This window comes from Tranquillimonas alkanivorans (assembly GCF_900115595.1).
Lineage (GTDB): Bacteria > Pseudomonadota > Alphaproteobacteria > Rhodobacterales > Rhodobacteraceae > Tranquillimonas > Tranquillimonas alkanivorans.
This window is the reverse complement of record NZ_FOXA01000005.1, coordinates 1-16,472: the sequence shown is the minus strand read 5'-3', so window position 1 is coordinate 16,472 and position 16,472 is coordinate 1. Positions and strand designations below refer to the sequence as shown.

Below are 16,472 nucleotides of genomic sequence, written 5' to 3'. Positions count from 1 at the left end.
ACGGACGTGAACGGGGTCGTAGACGTCGCGCCGACCCGGCACCGGCCTAATGCCGGCTTGGGCGCACCACGCCCGGAAGCTCGAGGTCACGCCCTCGAAACGGAGGAGCGCTGCGAGTTCTTCGCCGGACATCAGGCGAATGCCCGAAAACGCCGGGTGTGCTGCATGCGTCAGGAAATCCGCGGGGGTGGCCATTCTGCTCATTTTTTTCCTCAGCTTCTTGAGCCGAGGAACTGCGTCTGACTTGGAAACCACGAACGCAGATTCCTTCCGAATTTCCACTAACCTGTTGGAATACTGGAAAACAAACTTTCGACCGAGCGCTCCGTAAGACCGCCTCGTGACTCTGCGGTCCGCGCTCTCCGTCCCTGTCAACGGGCGCGAGCAGCGGCAACCGTCTTCATCAGCGCCGCGGCGGCAACGAGATCCTCGACGCGCTCGGATGCGTCCAGCGCTTCACCGACCATGATGACGGCCTCGCGCAAGTGCTCGTCGTCCGGGTACCGGCTCTCGAGTAGACGAGCTCCGATGCGGCGGAACTGCTCGGCCGCCTCGCGGAACGCCGGAACGAAGATCGCCCTGCGCGCAATGCTGTCCCGCAGGATGCGGAGCAGATCGGGAATCTCGACGGCAAGGTCTTCAGGGATGTCGTCCAGAAGCGGACGTGCCCGCCGTGCCGCGGCAAGCCCGTCCGCCGCGATTGCGAGGGTCCGCTGGTCGTGCGGCAGGGCGTCGCTGTCGAAGTAGTGCAGAACCGCGCGGTGGTTCGCCTTCGGCATGTTGTTGAAGGACGGTTTTGACATGGTGTTCTCTCCGGGCATCCAGCGAGCGGCACCGGCCGCTCTTGTCACCTGGTGCCGTCAAGACACCGCCGACGGGCGGCGGTGTAGCCGTTCACGCGGCGGGGCGGCTTCCCTGCATTGCCGGGCGCCTGAGACGCGCCTCAGCCCCAGCGCACTCGTCCATGGCGGCTCGGAGGCGATCGACGAGCAGGCAGACCTCTTCCGCCTCCGCGCTTCCAGGATCGAGAGCGGCGAAATACCCGCCTTCGACGCGATCGTGGTCGTGCACGTGCTCCAGTGCCAGCAGAGCGACGAGAGCATGCAGCCGACGACGGGTGCCGCCGCTGAGCCAGCTCTCCTGTCGGAGCCGCTGCACGGCTTGCATGGCCAGGGCGACCCCATCCGGGCCGCCGAGAAGACGCGCGGCCTTTATCAGCGTGTCTTCGTGCTCCTCGATGAAGTGACGTAGAGGAGCCGTAGGCCCGGTCGCGAGGTGCCAGTTTCGGTTAGCGAGTGCCTTCATTCTTCCCTCCGGTCTGCGCCCGATCCTGGGCGTCAAGCCGTGATGTTCTGATCCGGAGGTTCGTCGCGCCGTCCTGTCCGCCGCGGCTTCGCAACGAGACGCGGCGGGCAGGATGGCGCGACCCGCTGCTTCCCAGCCATGCCCACTGCACGCCGCGACGGTTGCGGCCGTCGCGGTTCTGATCGGGGAGAGGTCGAGGAGAGGGGACGCCCCTCTCCTCGCCGCGCGGCGCGCGAGCGGGAGGGGTCCGGGGAGAGTGCGGAACGCGCTCCCCGGCGGGTTTCAGGGCTGGCCCTGGCGAACGGCAAGTGCACCGGAGCCGCAGGCGGAGTGGCACTTGCTTAGTGAGTACGTCTTCGCCGACCCGAGGTCGGCCGAAGGGAGCGAATTCCCGCTCGAGGCGCGATCTCCTCCTCATCCCAAAGGAGGTGGAGATGTCGCGAGAGCACCCGGTCGTTCTGCGTTTCCAGTCGCTTTTCCCGGCCGCCCTCGGGCGGATGGCGATGCATGCCCGCCGCACCGGCGGGCCTCTGGATCATGTCGAGCGTGACTTCGCGGCGCGAAACCGGACCCTCGTGGGGCCGGATTTCGCCCGTGAGGTCCGCGCGGAGATCCGTGCGATGAAGCGGCGCAACCGCGACGAGGAAGTCGAGGCTCTGCTCCGGCAGAAGCGCAAGGCGCAGGCGAAGCGGCGCCGGGAAGCGGGCCTGCAGGATCCCTGGAAAGCGTCGGAAGGGGGTCCGCTGCGCGAAGCCATTCTCACGGCCAACAAGGAATTCTTCCACGCCACCCACGATACACCGGGGGACGACGTCGTCGTGACGTATGGTGTCGGGAAAAACGGCGAGACGGTGCGGAACCGGCTCTGCGGGAAAAAGATACGGGAATTCGAGAAGCGCGGCCGCCGCTTCTTCGAGGAGCATTTTCCCGGCGCCGTGCGCCATCTCCGTCTCGACCTGGACGAGCAGACCCCGCACTTTCACGCACTGCTGCTACAGCGGACCGAGAAGACCTCGGCGCGGCGCGGGAAACAGGACCTCATACAGCCGTCGAGCAACCCTCTCCTCGCCAACTATGAGCGCGCGCAGGATGCGGCCGGCGCGTGGTTCGCCGACGTCGGCCTCGCGCGTGGTGCACGGTCAGCCAAGGCACGTCGCGAGGCCCGTGAGGCTGACATCCCGGAGTCCGCCCGGCGCCGTCATGTGAGTCCGCGCGAGAGACGGGAGGCCCGTCTGGCCAGGCAACTGGCGGCCGAGAAGACCGTGGCACATCAGCAGGCGGAGGCCTTCCTCGAGTGGGTCATGGCGAACAGCGCGCGCGAATTCGCCGAACTGACCGAGCGGCGTGCAGCGGAACGGGAGCGGCAAGCAGAAAACCTCTTCAAGGAGGCCCGGGCGCTTTCGCGATCGGCGGCGGATCGGCACGCCACGACAGAAGCCTTGGGACGAGCTTTCGAGGTCGGGGTGTCTGCAATCGAGGGAAAAGTGCTGGCGCACCGTCCCGGGAAAAATGAGCGAGAGCCGGAGGGCCTGAAGTTCGGCGCGGCCGCGCCGAGGGAAAAGGCGTCCAGAGAGGAGCTGGCGGCCGCGGTGCGGCCGGCCATGGCGCCGCTCGTCCGGATCGCGAGGCAGATCGCCTCTCTCGAGGCGCGTGAGCAGGAGGCCGACCGCGCACTGGCCGAAGCCGCCCGCCGCGCCCGGGTCATCGCGGCACACCTGCCCGACCCGAGCCTGCCCGAGGCCGCCCGCCTGCTCGCGGTCGCAGCGGGGGCGGAGGTCGACTACTCGGAGGAGTCGTTTCCGGGTGCCTGGGCGGTCCCCGCTGACGCTGATCCAGCGGAGACCCAGAAGGCACTCGACGGGTTCGACAACAGAACCCTCCTCGAGCGACATTCGGCGTGCCTCGACGCCGTCCTCCTGTGCGAGGAGCACCCGGACCTGCGTGTAGACTTCGACCGGGGACGGCGGGTCCTCGAAGTCGGGGCGAAGCAGCGCGGGCTCGACATCGACACGGGCCAGCATGACCCGTCGGCGGCAATCGACCCTGAACGGGCGAAGCTCCACCTGGATTCCGAGCTTCGCCCGCAAAGGAAGACCCGCCGGCTAAGCCGCCAGCGGGTCCGGTGATCATTCACGCCAGCGGAAGGTTCTCGGTTGCATGGGCGTCCGCACGATTGCCCGGGCGTCCGGATCCGTTGGTGGAAGCTTCGTCGGGCGCAGCCTGCCGGTGCAGTGCACGGAGACGCCACATGACCTCGGCCTGCCCACGGCGACGCTGCTTGAGCGCCTCGAACTCGCGCTTGACCGCCGCCAGTTCCTGAAGAGCCTCCTCGTGTCCGCTCTTCTCTTTTTCCGCGATTTCGAGCGCCGTGTCGCGCTCGTCCTCCAGTTTCACGAGGGCCTCCGTCAGCTGCACGTTTTCGTCGCGCAGATCCTGCTCCTTCGCCGCGTGGGCGTGACGTGCTTCGGCGGCGGCTGCGTCCGAGCTGCGGTACGCGAGTTGCCAGAGACGGTTCGCCATATCGGCGACTTCTTCAGGCATCTCGGGCACCTGGGTGGCCAGAGCCTCTTCCTGCCGGAGCCGCTCCATGACGAGGGCGAAGGCGGGGCCGAAGTCGCGCCACGACCCCTTCACCTTCTCGTGAACCTCTGTGGTCGTCGCCTCAGTCTTCTTGAGGCCCTTTTCCGCCTTTTCAGCGCGGATGGTTTTGACCGCCTCGGCGATCTTGGCGTGGTAGCGCGGGTCGAGCGCCTTGGGTGTCGGTTTAGCCATGTGATCTACCCTTCATTGGTAGTGGTAGGTAGCGGTAGGTGGTCTACCAACCGCTACCGCTTCGTCATGAAGCGGCACCAAGGGACTTCGGGCTGTCCGTCTTGCCCCGGAAAAGAAAATCGTCGATTCTCGGCATGACGTAAGGGCATCGCACCGGTCCGTCTCCGTCAGCCGTAGGGGGCACGGTCCCGGCAGGTGTCACGTTTGCAAGGGAACCCTTCTTCGGACCTGCCCGCCCTTCGCAGTTTGCGGTCATCGCCCTGTCCGCCGTTCCGGGGGGTTCCAACGAACTTCTCCAGACGTTCCGCAAAGTACTGCATTGGCTGCGGCCCCTGAAAACAATGACTTGGCTCTGTTCGCGAGGACGTGGACGGAAAGCTGGGTGAAAAGAACGGAGTCTCGTCCCGCGCATCCGGACTCGAGACGACTTCAGACGGAGAACAGCGCGGTCTTCACGGAATGTCGGCCGCTTTCCACGGCAGCGAAGGCGGGTCTGACGGTAGGCAGCGGGATTTTGGCGGAGGAAGGCGCGGGTCCAGTTCCAGTGCACCATCACAACAACACTTGGACCGCTCACATGCACGGCTACCGCTTCCGCCTTCCTCTCGACGTCCTACTTAGGCTCGAAGGCCTCGAGCTCACGGCGCATCAGCTGCGCACGTTCCTCGGCGCATACTGGTTCATGTCGATCGCCACGAATGACCAGCCCGAGCTCGTGCTCGCCAACTCGGCGCGGCCGAAGACGATTCGGGCCGCGGAACTGCGCGCCGAAATCGGCACGCCCGGATGCAACGACAGCCGGTGGCTACGAAACTCCCTGCGAGGCCTGCGCAGTGCAGGCCTGTTCACCATGCTCGAGCTACCAGACAACGGGCGCCGCTTCACCTTCCAGCTGCACCGGAAGGTGGGAGAGGACTCCCTCAAGCCGAAGGTGTTCGCGCCGCTCTACACGGGGCACATCCAGCGATGCCGCACGTCCTGCGACATTCTCTTCTACTGCCGCGCCGCCATGGTTGCGGGACGAAACTGGCCGAAGTTCGACCTGCCGGGCATCGGTGACCAGGCGCCCGCCCGGCCTTGGAGCCTCTGTCGGGATGGTTGGCTGAGAGCGGCAATGCGCGTGAGCGAGATGCTCGATCACTCTTACCTGCTCGGCCCGGTGACCGGAGCCTTTGACGTCCGGCCGAGCCGGGTGGAGGTAAAGGTTCAGCATGACAAGACGAGCTGGAGCCCCGGGAAGCTCTACAAGTTCCCCGTCGGGACACGGCCCTACGCCGTGAAGAATGGGCAGCGCAGCGGCACGCTCGACGCGGACGAGCTGAAGCGACGGATCGGGCATACGGAGATTACCTTGTGACCTCGGGCAGGGGCCACACAATCCAACGCATGTGGCCCCTGAAATGACCGTGGGGCCGAAATGGGTAACCTGTTGCGCTTCGCCATGCGAAGCATCTCCAAAAAGCGTAATTGACCGCGTTCGTTCGCTTGTACGAGCAGGTGACCTGTTCCCGACGGTTCATGCGCCTAAATACGTGCTCAGCGGTACCCAGCCAGCTCGAAGTGGGTTTTCTGAAGAGCCTTCGACATGAGCTCCTTCTCTTCGGACAAGTCGAGCAAGAGCCGTGTTGCCACCACACCCGTTTTCGCTTTGCGCACCGTCGCCCCCTTGACTGCCATGACGACGACCCAGAGAGTGCGTCTTCAGAGCTATTATGCGCATCGGAGGGCTGGGAGGCCAAGGTCGACAATGAGAGGTCCGAAATTCGCCGAAGGCTTGAGCAGCACCTCGCGTTCAGAGTTCCGGCTGTTCTGGGAGAAACATGTGAACGGCAGCGCTCGAACGAAGTAATCCGGGATTTCGGCAAACCGAGCAACTAACTTGAGCCGCCATATCGGGTTTTCATCCGCAAAGATGGCCTTAGACAAGAGCGCTCGGACCTGTGTCGGCGGTTCGGCCTCCAAGGCACTTGGCACAGTGGGCATTCGCGCTGCCGGCAGGCATGCCACCGTGGCTCCGGGGAAATTGACGAGTAGGTATATTTCCAATGAACATTGCCAAGCATCCGAGCTTTGAGGCGGATTGGGATGCAGACCAGCTTCGAGTAATTGAGGCCGAAGCGGACGCAAGGCTCGTCGTCGAAGCGGGACCCGGAACGGGCAAAACGGCCGTCGCCTGCGCGCGCCTCGCCTACCTGATCAGTGACGAGGACGTCGAGCCGAGCAATACTTGGATGATCAGCTTCACAAGGACCGCCGTCGCGGAAATCCGCGCTCGGCTGCATTCCTACGTCGGCGACGCCTCTTTCGCCATCAGGATAGCCACGATCGACTCTCATGCATGGTCGATCCACTCGGGGCACGACGCGAATGCGAGGCTGACCGGGTCCTACGAAGAAAATATTGCCCGGGTAATCGATCTCCTCAAGTCGGACAAGGATGTGGCCGATGAACTGTCACAGATCGAGCATGTCGTAATCGACGAGGCACAGGACCTCGTAGGGCAGCGGGCAGATCTGATCGAGGAACTGGTGAAGAGATTGCCGTCTGACTGCGGTGTCACAGTCTTCGCTGACGAGGCCCAAGCCATCTATGGATTCTCAGACGACAGTGTCGGACACCGCAAGGGTGGCGCTGCCAAACCCGGGAAGGCGCTTCTCGAAAGGCTACGCGCAGAAAGTTCCTTGGGCTTCGAGACGCTGATCCTGAAGGAGATCTATCGCACGTCCTCTCCGGGACTGCGAAAGATTTTCTCCGATCTGCGGAAGGATGTACTCGACAAGAACAGGCATTGCGACGGCTTTCACGCCGAGACGGCCGAGAAAATCCGGAAGTTTGCAGACAAGAAGGGCTTGAAGTGGACCCAGATGAAGGTCGCCGACTTCACAAGAGACGACCTTCTGCTCTTCAGAACCCGCGGCGAGGTGCTGATGGCGGCACAGTTCTGCGACCTTCCTCATCGGCTGCGATTGTCAGGATACGGAGCGACGCTCCCGGCGTGGCTCGCAATCTGCTTCTGGGATTTCGTCGAATCCTACCTGGGCGAGGGACATTTCCTCGATCTCTGGGCTACGCGCATCGAAAACAAGGCTGCCCCGCACTACGGGCCGGCCGAAGCATGGCAGCACCTCTTGCGCGTTGCAGGGCGCAGGGATGGCTCGGTCGATATGCAGAAGCTGAGGAGGAGGCTGGGCCAAGCCCGTCCTCCGGTGGAACTGACCCTCCCCGAGTTTGGCCTTCAGGGACCGATCGTCGGAACCATTCACGCCAGCAAGGGCCGTGAGGCCAGCAACGTCGTATTGCTGCTTCCGAACGGCGCAGATTTCGAGACCGCCGAGGACGAGGCAGAGGAAGCGAGAGTGCTCTTTGTCGGCGCCACACGCGCTCGCACATCCCTCATCGTCGGCGAGGGCAACGCTTTCCGAGCGTCGACCCTCGCATCGGGACGGGTTCATCGATCCGTGAGGAACGGCAAATCCACGATGGTCGAAGTTGGTCGCGACGGGGACATCACCGCTCCCGGACTTGTCGGCCGCAGCGAATTCAGAGCGGCCGATGCGAAAGCCGGCCAGTCCTTTCTCGCAAAGGCTGCAGATGTGATTACCACTTACAAGCTGGAAGCGGATCCGGACCTCGATTGGCGCTACAGGATCCGGGTTGGCGACGAAGGGCCTTGTGTCGGAGTCATGTCACGCAATCTGACATTCGACCTGTGGAAAATACTCGAGAACAGGAAGCAGAGGCGCAGTCACAAGCCGCCGAGCTACGTGAACCATGTCCGGGGTCAGGGCAGCGCGACGATCGTCCTGGGTCCCGATGACAGCGACCTCGAGACACTCAACGAGCCTTGGGCCACCTCTGGCTTCGTGCTTGCGCCGAGAATTGCGGCCTTTCCTCCATTCTTCTTCTTTCGTCGGAAATAGCTCTCATGCAGGACAGATCAGAGGACAGAGACATCGTTGCCCTCAGGCTTGCCGAGGACCTTGTCGGTCCCCGGGCCGAAGACGAGGAACTTCCTGCGCGGCCGTCCGATGTCTACCTGACCGGCATCCTGTGGCCCCAGCGCACCGCCATGTCGGGGGAGGATGACGATCGTCTTGGCACAGCTGGAGCGGGCAGCGCGGAGGAGAGCGATGGCGAAAGCGAAGCCGTCCGAACCGGATCGGTCCAGAAGCCCTCAGTTGCTGGCATATCCTTCAGCGCAAGCGCGGACGGTATCGCGAAGGTGCGCGTCGTCTGCAGCTTCGGGACCTATCGGGCCGAGAAACGCGATGATGGCGATGTATGGGTTCGGCAACCTCATGGGGCCGAAATTGCGGCCCTCGAGTTGTCGCCGGGTCCGACGCGCGAGCTACGGCTTGCCGAACACGGCGAAGGCCTTCCCGACGTTTCCCTCAGTGTCAGATGCATCAGGGTTGCGGATGCGGTCCTGGCAACACTCTCCCTGGTCAACTCGGTGGTTCCGGAGCAGGATCGAAACGACATCGAGGCGGCATCCCTCTTTCAGACCTCGCTCAGTATCGAGCCCTGCGAGGGTACTCTGCTGGTCCCGAAACCGCCAAGGCGTTCAGCCCCGGCAAAACCGACGAATGCCGGCGCAACGGGTACGGTCACCGACGAGGAAAGCGGAGCCCTTCTCTACAGGAACGTGGCGGAGTTTGCCGTCGGCCACGTCTGTTCGGCCGAGTGGGAAGAAGCGGAGGCTTCGGCCGGCGCACCCGCCCGTGCTCGCTGGGTTGCCACGACGTGGCTGCCCTCGGCCATTGTCGAGGGGGTGGATCCCAATGGTCATCCTTATTTCGCCGACTTGGGAAAGGAGGGCGGGACCTTCGACCCCCTTCTGGCCGAGGCGCTTGCCTATGCCGACCCGACAACCCTTCAGAACGGACTTCGGACCTTCTGCGACGCCTACGCACGGTGGATCGATACGCAGCGGAAGCGGCTGGAAGACGTGGGGGATGTTGCCCCTGCATTGAAGCATGTTGCCGAGGCGCATCTCATGCAGTGCGACAAGGCTCTGAGTCGCATGCGAGCCTCCGTCGATGAACTCGGCGCGAACCCGCGGCTGCGGAGAGCCTTCCAGCTGGCAAACTTCGCCATGCACCTGCAGCACTCATGGGACAAGTCGAAGAGCCGTCACGGCCCTCTTCGCTGGCGCCCGTTCCAGCTGGGCTTTCTGCTTCTGAGCGCTCCATCGTCGGTGATCCGGGATCACGGGCACCGAGGGGTCATGGACCTGCTCTGGTTCCCGACGGGTGGTGGCAAGACTGAGGCCTATCTGGCGCTGATCGCGTGCGTTGCAGTCTACCGCCGTCTCTCCGACCATGCGGAGGATCACAGCGGCGTATGCGCCCTGATGCGTTACACGCTTCGCCTTCTTACGACCCAACAGTTTGCGCGTTCCGCCGCAATGATCGTGGCACTTGAGGCCATCCGCTCTGGTCGAGTACCGGCTCCCGAGGGACTGCCGCTTCAGGGCGAGGAGCCTTTTTCGATCGGCCTGTGGGTTGGCGGTGACGCTACCCCTAACAAGCGGGCCGCCGCGTACGCTTCCATCGTTCAGCGTTCGCAGGAAGTGGCTTCGCCTAAGCAACTTGCACGTTGTCCTGCCTGCGAGTCGAAGCTGAACTGGTCGATAACAAGCCCGACATCGCCCGTAGAGGCATCGTGCGGGAACCCCGAATGCGCGATGTACGGGATGCTCCCCGTCCATACCGTAGACGAGGATGTCTACGACAATCGACCGACGCTGATCATTGGAACGGCAGACAAGTTCGCGCAGGTGGTCCGTGAAAAGCGAACCAACAGCCTGTTCGCCGTCTCGGAAGGTTCCCCTCCGGACCTGATCATCCAGGACGAGCTGCATCTCATTTCGGGTCCGCTCGGGACAATTGCAGGCATCTACGAGTCAGCATTCGACCTGATGTTCGCCGCGCGCGGACATCGCGCCAAGGTCATCGGCTCGACGGCTACGATCCGCAGGGCGCCGGAACAGGTTCTGGCCCTCTTCGATCGCGAGGCGTTCCAGTTTCCACCACCCGCCATCGACCATGACGACTCGGGGTTTGCCGTACGCGACCGCCGCCCCAGCGCCAAAGGCCGGCGATACCTCGGAGTCACGACAGCGGGCCGATCCGCGAAGTTTACACTGCAGGCGGTGGCGGGCTCCCTGCTTCAGACCGCCTTCGAAGCGTTCAGTGACGATGTCCGCCGGGACGCGTACTGGACACTCGTCGGTTACTTCAACTCCCTTCGGGAATTGGGCGGTGCCCTTGTGCTAATGCAGGATGACGTCACCGACAGTATCGCACTCTATGCGAACGCTCGATCGGAAGGAAAGCGTCCTCTCAGCAATGTCGAAGAGCTCACCTCTCGCCGGACCCAAGAGGAGATCCGCGAGATGCTCGACCTTCTCGATATCAAGGTTGGTGCTCCCGGCGCGGTCGATGCTGTGCTGGCAACGAACATGGTGAGTGTTGGTGTCGATATCTCCCGGCTGGGTCTGATGCTGGTCAACGGGCAGCCAAAGACGATCGCAGAGTATATCCAGTCGACAAGCCGCGTCGGGCGCGGTGACGTGAGCGGTCTCGTCGTATCGGTCCTCAACAACGCCAAGGCAAGGGACCGTTCGCATTTCGAGACGTTCTGCAGCTGGCATCGCACCCTGTACAGGGATGTGGAGGCGACCAGCGTCACACCGTTCGCATCGCGGGCTCGCGACAGGGCGCTGCATGCTGCGCTTGTGGCGGCGGTACGCCATCTGGCTACCGACATGCTCGACTCCCCTCGAATGGAAGACGAGGCGGAAGACGAGGCAATGGATCTGATCGACCTCATAGTCGAGCGCGCAAAACGGATCGATCCGGAAGAGACGGCCGTGCGGGAGGAGCTCGAACGCCGTCTCGACACATGGCGAGCGAGAACGCCGACGGTCTACTGGAGCGACTACAAGGGGGGGAAATCCCTCCTGCAGAGTGCCGAGCGCGCTGCCGCTCGTCGAGCTGCCGGCCGCGATTCCGGCGCCGCCTGGCCCACTCTCAACTCCATGCGGACAGTCGAGGCCGGAACTCCCTTCAGGATGGCTCCAGTACTGAGGGCAAAGGACGATACGCATGAAGAATGAATTGCAGGAGCTGCGGCGAAGCGCGGTCGTTTCTACATTTGGTCCAGGTTCCGTCGTGGATTTCAGAGCAGGCGGAGGAGCGGTCTCTGGCATTGCCGCGGGGCTCGAGGAATGGGATCGCTCGTTCCCCCCGGCCGGGCTGGCGCACCCGCAGGTCATCCGCGAGACGCGCCTCCAGAAGAAGCTCGGCGTCAAGGGCTTCAGAGCGCCCCCTGTGACCTTGGAGCGGGGAAAGGATGACGATCCGGATACCCGCCGTCTTGTTGCCGTGCGCTTCCCGAGGTGGCTGCAGTGCCCCAGCTGCGATGTCATCAAGCCTGAGCGCCGATGGAAGAACGACCCCGGGAAGGCCTACCGCTACTGCCCGACGTGCACCGAAAAGGCACATGGCGACAGCAAGGTTTTCGTCATTCCCGTCCGCTTTGTCATGGCATGCAAGCATGGCCACGTTGACGAGTTTCCTTGGGACTGGTGGGTCGCACACAAGCCGGATTGCTCGGTCGCGAAAAGGGAAAACACGGATCGCCACCCGGGACTTGTCCTGCGGTCCGAGAAGCCGGGCCTCGCAGGGCTGATCCTCAGCTGCCCGAAGTGCCGTGCACGCCGATCGATGGATGGCGTGTTCTCCAAGAAGACGTGGGAACGCGGCCCCAAATGCCGCGGCCACCGACCATGGCTGGCCGATGGCGATGAGAACTGCGGAAAGGAGCAGTACGCCGTTCAGCGAGGGGCCTCGAACCTGTATTTCGCCGTGACGGAGTCTGCGTTGAGCATTCCGCCGTGGTCGGACCGCCTTCAGGAAGTGCTGGGTGACTGGTGGAGCTCCCTGACGAACCTCGACGACCTGTCGAAACTCGAGGAATATATCGGCTTCCTTGCCAAGGGCGATCTTGAGAGCGTTCTAAAGGAACTCGAGATGTCGCCCGCCGAACTGGCGGAAGCGATCCGCGCCCGCCTCACGTCTTACGGACAGCTGCGGACCGATGACCTGAGACCTGCAGAGTATCGGCAATTCGTCACGGAGCCCGGTCGCAGTCGCACGCGCGACATCGACTTCGAGACACGCCGGGAGGTCGTCGGCGCGGAGATTGCTCCATGGATTTCCCGGGTGGTGAGAGCCGTACGACTGAGGGAAGTCAGAGCCATCAAGGGCTTCACCCGCATCAACCCGCCGGGAGATCCCGACTCGCCGGAGGTGGCGCGTCTCTCAAAGGAGCCGCTTGAATGGCTGCCAGCCATCGAGGTCCGCGGCGAAGGCATCTTTCTTGCTCTGAACGAGGAGCGCCTGTCGAAGTGGGAAACGCGAGAAGACGTCGTGGCGCGCGTTTCCGAGTGCGAGGCGCGGCACCAGGCCGACTGGAAGGAACGATACGGAGAAGACGCGAAGCCACCCGAGGCTATCACCCCACGCTACATGCTCTGCCACACCCTCGCGCATACTCTCATGCGTCAGCTTACGCTCGAATGTGGCTACTCCTCTGCGTCACTTCAGGAAAGGATCTATGCCGGGACTGGCGAGGAGCCGATGGCCGGACTTTTGATCTATACCGCGACCCCCGACTCGGATGGGACGCTTGGAGGGCTCGAACGGCAAGGAAAAGCGACGCGCATTGCAGGCATCCTCCAACGTGCAATCGATGCGATCGAATGGTGTTCCTCGGACCCGCTCTGCATCACCGACATGATGGGAGCCGAGAAAAGCTACTCCCATTCAGTATGCCACGCCTGCTGTCTTGCCCCGGAGACATCGTGTGAAGCGTTCAACAGCTTCCTCGACCGTGCGCTCATCACCGGCGACGGGACGGGCTCGGGTCTCGGCTACTTCGAAAAGATGCTTCGGAGAAGCTGATGGCCGTGCTCTGGCCCAAAAGACTTCCTCGTTCGGTCCTGGACGATCCGAGGCGAAAGGCAGAGGTCCGTGTCTACGATCGCCTCGCCGAGGTACTCGACGAGAGCTTCCATGTCTTCTACTCGAGCCCTTGGCTGGGCACCGACAGGCTCGGAAACGAGAAGGATGGCGAATGCGATTTCCTGATCGCACATCCCGAGCACGGCATCCTCGCAATCGAGGTCAAGGGCGGCAGGGAAATCTCGTTCGACCCGAGGGACAGCCAATGGCGCAGCACGGATCATGGCGGGTTCGTCCACAAGATCAAGGATCCTGTTGCACAGGCGCGCAGCGCAAAACATGAGATCCTGAAACGGCTGAATGATTCACCGAGGTGGCCAAGCCGCTTTGTTCATGCTGCTCACGGGGTGATCTTCCCGAGCGCCGGCTCGCCTCCCGGCAATCTCGGCGCAGACCGGCCGACCCGGATTTTCTGCTATTCAAGGCAGTTTCACGATGGGCTTGGCGCGTGGATTGCCGAGCGGCTCAAGGCCGGCCAGCGCCCTGCAAACTGCGAACCGCTGGGTCGTGACGGCATTGCTGCGCTGGAACGCCTTCTCGCGCATCCGTTTACGCTGAGCTTCCGGATTGGGGCCGCGCTGGCTGAAGCCGATACGGAGTTTCGCGTCCTTGAGCCGTCCCAGTACCAGATCCTCGACATGATCGCTGATATCCCGCGGGCACTTGTTCGGGGTGGTGCAGGTACCGGCAAGACGGTTGTAGCGATCGAGGAAGCGCTCAGATCCGCGGCGGCCGGGCAAAAGACCCTCCTGACCTGTCACAGTCGTCCGCTGGCAAGCAACCTCGAACGAAAGCTGAAGAACGTCGAGAACCTCACCGTTTCCGGATTTCACGCCCTGTGCGGGCAGAGCTCACGGCAGGCAGGCATCTCGGCGCCCTCCGGGATCAGCAAAAGGGAACTCTACGAGAGTGCGCTGCCGAATGCTCTCTATCGCGCGATGGAGGCTCAGCCTGCGCTCCGATGGAACACCGTCATCGTCGACGAAGGTCAGGATTTCCGCGACGACTGGTGGATCGCACTGGATGCCTGCCTTTTGCCCGATGGACGTATCCGCGTATTCATGGACAGCAATCAACGGGTCTACGAGAGCGCTGGAGATGGCGTTCGCGATCTGAGCGTGGTTCCGGTTCGCCTTTCCCGCAACCTTAGGAATACGAAGAATATCCACAAGGCTGCATCGGTCCACTATTCGGGACCAGACATCGTCGCGGACGGGCCCGATGGCCTGGAAGTGTCTTGGGTCAGCGCAGAGAGTCCGGATGCGAAGGTCGAGGCGGGGTACCGGGAGCTTCGAAGGCTCGTTCTCAACGAGGAAGTAGCCCCCGGTGACATAGCTGTGCTCGTCAACGGCCCTGTCGCCAAGGCGAGCTTCCTCGAGAGAAGCAGCGGGACCAGCATTCCGCTTACCGATGCCGAAATCATGGCACTCGAGGACGTGGTCGTGGACACTGTACGCCGATTTAAGGGGCTCGAACGATCCGCAATAGTGCTGATCGTCAGCGGCGACGAGATGGACCAACGCGAACTTGCTTATGTCGCTTTCTCAAGGGCGCGGGCATATCTGTGCGTAGTGTCATCGCCAATGGAGGCGAAGTGGTTGTCGGAGGGGTTGTCAGGTGCTTGAGCATCCTGCCCTCAAGCCAGCTCCCTCAGGATCAGCCCTGCAATGTGGCGTGCCAGAAACGGCGGCACGGCGTTCCCGACTTGGACGTACTGCTGGGTCCGGTTGCCCATGAACAGGTAGTCGTCGGGGAATGTCTGAAGTCGCGCAGCTTCGCGCACCGTCAGGCTGCGGCACTGCAGAGGATCCGGATGGATGAAGTAGTGACCATCCTTCGAGATGTGACTCGTGACAGTGGTTGAGGCCTCATTGGCCAGCTGGACCCGGAACCGGTCATTGAACACCCCGCTGTGCCAGTTGCGATGATCCGGGCTTAGCGCCAGTGGAAAATCGGCGGCCTTCGGGCTGTAGCCGCGGACGGCCCCGAACACGGAAGCAAAGAGATAGCGGCCGAGATCCGAAGTCATGTGTCCCCGCGTCTCGTGCTGGGCGACTGCGCAAAGCTCCGGACGCTCAAGCCATTGCAGCAGTTCGTCTCTTGAACTGCCATAGGTCTCAGGAAGACGGGTGTCCTTCCGACAATCCGGAGCCTCCCTCGTCAAGCGCCCTGCTACTGAAGAGAATGCTTTGCGCAGCGGTTCATCGTCCCTCCCGACGTAAATGCTCGCCAGCAGTTTCGCAGCATCGACAACCTCCTGTCGCCAGTCTTCGGCGTTGTCCGCCCCGCGACTGATGCCGCTCCGCAAGTAGGGCATGTTGGAAATGGCGTCACTGACCGTTCGCGTCGGTCCGGGGGCCACGATGCCGGCCTCGGCCGTCTTTCCTGCCAGGTCAGCCCTGATCCCGACGATGATTACCCGGTGACGGCGCTGCGGAACCCCCAACTCTTCGGCGCGTACGACGAAGTCGGAAGGCCGCGTCGCTTCACGCAGGCTGGCCTTCCCATCTTCCACCCGAACTGACCGCAGTTCGTACTGGTGGCCGCGGCTTTTTCCGAGAGATGTGAGGTCATCCATCAGCATCTCGAACACGAGCCGGCTCTCGACCGTCGAGGAGAGCATGCCCTTAACGTTTTCCATCACGAAAGCGGCTGGGCGAAGCCTGTCGAGAACTCTGATGTACTCCCGAAACAGATAGTGTCGCTCATCTTCCTCGGGGATGTAGCCGATCTTACCTCTCGAGCGCGCACGTCCCACGAGGGAGTAGGCTTGACATGGCGGCCCTCCGATCAAGATCGTATCATCGCACTTGGTCTTGAGGTTTTCGATGGCGGCATCGATGACGGTTGCGGCGGCTTCGGTGCCGAGCTCAAGAGCGCGAGCCTCATCGACGGCGAGCTGCCACGCAGAAGCATCGACTTCCCGCCAGTCCGGTTGGGGCAACTTACCCGCGTGAAAATCGACGTACTGTCGAGGCAAGCCTCCATGATGCGCCCGATACTCGCGCACAAAGGCACGTAGCGTCAGGGTTCGGTGTGCAGCGGCCTCCTTCTCGACCGAGATACCGATCCGGAACGGCGCATGGCCGTCCTCCACCAGGGACGCAAATCCCTCGCCAAGTCCGCCCGGTCCGGCGAACAGGTCAACAACGCCGAAAGTAGGAGGCAAGCTTGGCACCCTGACGAATTTCATTCAGGCGATGTATACCAGGTCCAGTGACGAAGACCAGGATGCATATGACAGACATTGTGGATCAGAAGACCCGCTCCCTGTCAACGGCGGAGCAAAATCCGGCCACCGGGCGGCGCAAAAGTCGGCCACTTCGGATTTGGGCGTGACGTGTGCCAGTGGGCTGCGGCCGGGCA

Annotated in this window: 10 protein-coding genes; 7 read left to right on the top strand and 3 right to left on the bottom strand. The window is 63.0% G+C overall.

Features of this window, described 5'->3' with window-relative positions:
• Positions 1-371: 371 nt before the first annotated feature.
• Entirely contained in the window at positions 372-803 is a 432-nt protein-coding gene (locus tag BM162_RS07775) for a substrate-binding domain-containing protein (RefSeq protein ID WP_093420094.1), read from the bottom strand.
• Between BM162_RS07775 and BM162_RS07770 the strand changes: the two genes are divergently transcribed.
• Both BM162_RS07770 and BM162_RS07765 read left to right on the top strand, forming a co-directional pair.
• Complete coding sequence (locus tag BM162_RS07770) at positions 802-1,251, top strand: hypothetical protein (RefSeq protein ID WP_093420092.1); 450 nt, start codon at positions 802-804, stop codon at positions 1,249-1,251. The two genes, BM162_RS07775 and BM162_RS07770, sit on opposite strands and share 2 nt — an antisense overlap.
• Positions 1,252-1,739: 488 nt before the next feature.
• Positions 1,740-3,431 carry a plasmid recombination protein gene (locus BM162_RS07765; protein ID WP_093420089.1) on the top strand — a complete coding sequence of 564 codons (1,692 nt, stop codon included), beginning with the start codon at positions 1,740-1,742 and terminating at the stop codon, positions 3,429-3,431.
• 4 nt (positions 3,432-3,435) lie between these two features.
• On the opposite strand, the gene BM162_RS07760 is transcribed toward BM162_RS07765, so the two are convergent.
• The gene (locus BM162_RS07760; protein WP_093420087.1) at positions 3,436-4,077 is read right to left on the bottom strand and encodes a DNA-binding protein; all 642 of its coding nucleotides are present in this window, start codon (positions 4,075-4,077) and stop codon (positions 3,436-3,438) included.
• A gap of 577 nt (positions 4,078-4,654) precedes the next feature.
• On the opposite strand from BM162_RS07760, the gene BM162_RS07755 reads away from it, so the two are divergent.
• The 5 genes from BM162_RS07755 to BM162_RS07735 all read left to right on the top strand — a co-directional run bounded on the left by BM162_RS07755 (position 4,655) and on the right by BM162_RS07735 (position 14,731).
• Positions 4,655-5,434 (top strand): hypothetical protein, encoded by a 780-nt coding sequence (locus tag BM162_RS07755; protein WP_143096118.1) that lies wholly within the window; start codon positions 4,655-4,657, stop codon positions 5,432-5,434.
• A gap of 688 nt (positions 5,435-6,122) precedes the next feature.
• Complete coding sequence (locus BM162_RS07750) at positions 6,123-7,997, top strand: UvrD-helicase domain-containing protein (RefSeq protein WP_093420083.1); 1,875 nt, start codon at positions 6,123-6,125, stop codon at positions 7,995-7,997.
• A 5-nt stretch (positions 7,998-8,002) separates the two neighbouring features.
• Positions 8,003-11,197, top strand: a complete 3,195-nt coding sequence (locus tag BM162_RS07745) for a helicase-related protein (RefSeq protein WP_093420080.1) — start codon at positions 8,003-8,005, stop codon at positions 11,195-11,197.
• A complete protein-coding gene (gene drmB / locus BM162_RS07740) occupies positions 11,187-13,046 on the top strand; it encodes a DUF1998 domain-containing protein (protein WP_093420078.1) in 1,860 nt (619 codons plus the stop codon). Before BM162_RS07745 ends, drmB begins: the two co-directional genes overlap by 11 nt.
• Complete coding sequence (locus tag BM162_RS07735) at positions 13,046-14,731, top strand: nuclease-related domain-containing DEAD/DEAH box helicase (protein ID WP_093420075.1); 1,686 nt, start codon at positions 13,046-13,048, stop codon at positions 14,729-14,731. The genes drmB and BM162_RS07735 overlap by 1 nt, the downstream gene beginning before the upstream one ends.
• Positions 14,732-14,742: 11 nt before the next feature.
• Here BM162_RS07735 and BM162_RS07730 read toward each other — a convergent pair whose 3' ends face one another.
• Entirely contained in the window at positions 14,743-16,275 is a 1,533-nt protein-coding gene (locus BM162_RS07730; RefSeq protein ID WP_093420599.1) for a DNA cytosine methyltransferase, read from the bottom strand.
• Between the last annotated feature and the right edge of the window lie 197 nt (positions 16,276-16,472).

Excerpts from the sequence above, each read along its gene's own strand:
- BM162_RS07775 (WP_093420094.1), bottom strand. The coding sequence starts at position 803 with ATGTCAAAACCGTCCTTCAACAACATGCCGAAGGCGAACCACCGCGCG.
- BM162_RS07745 (WP_093420080.1), top strand. The coding sequence starts at position 8,003 with ATGCAGGACAGATCAGAGGACAGAGACATCGTTGCCCTCAGGCTTGCC.
- drmB (WP_093420078.1), top strand. The coding sequence starts at position 11,187 with ATGAAGAATGAATTGCAGGAGCTGCGGCGAAGCGCGGTCGTTTCTACA.
- BM162_RS07735 (WP_093420075.1), top strand. The coding sequence starts at position 13,046 with ATGGCCGTGCTCTGGCCCAAAAGACTTCCTCGTTCGGTCCTGGACGAT.
- BM162_RS07770 (WP_093420092.1), top strand. The coding sequence starts at position 802 with ATGGTGTTCTCTCCGGGCATCCAGCGAGCGGCACCGGCCGCTCTTGTC.
- BM162_RS07760 (WP_093420087.1), bottom strand. The coding sequence starts at position 4,077 with ATGGCTAAACCGACACCCAAGGCGCTCGACCCGCGCTACCACGCCAAG.
- BM162_RS07750 (WP_093420083.1), top strand. The coding sequence starts at position 6,123 with ATGAACATTGCCAAGCATCCGAGCTTTGAGGCGGATTGGGATGCAGAC.
- BM162_RS07755 (WP_143096118.1), top strand. The coding sequence starts at position 4,655 with ATGCACGGCTACCGCTTCCGCCTTCCTCTCGACGTCCTACTTAGGCTC.
- BM162_RS07765 (WP_093420089.1), top strand. The coding sequence starts at position 1,740 with ATGTCGCGAGAGCACCCGGTCGTTCTGCGTTTCCAGTCGCTTTTCCCG.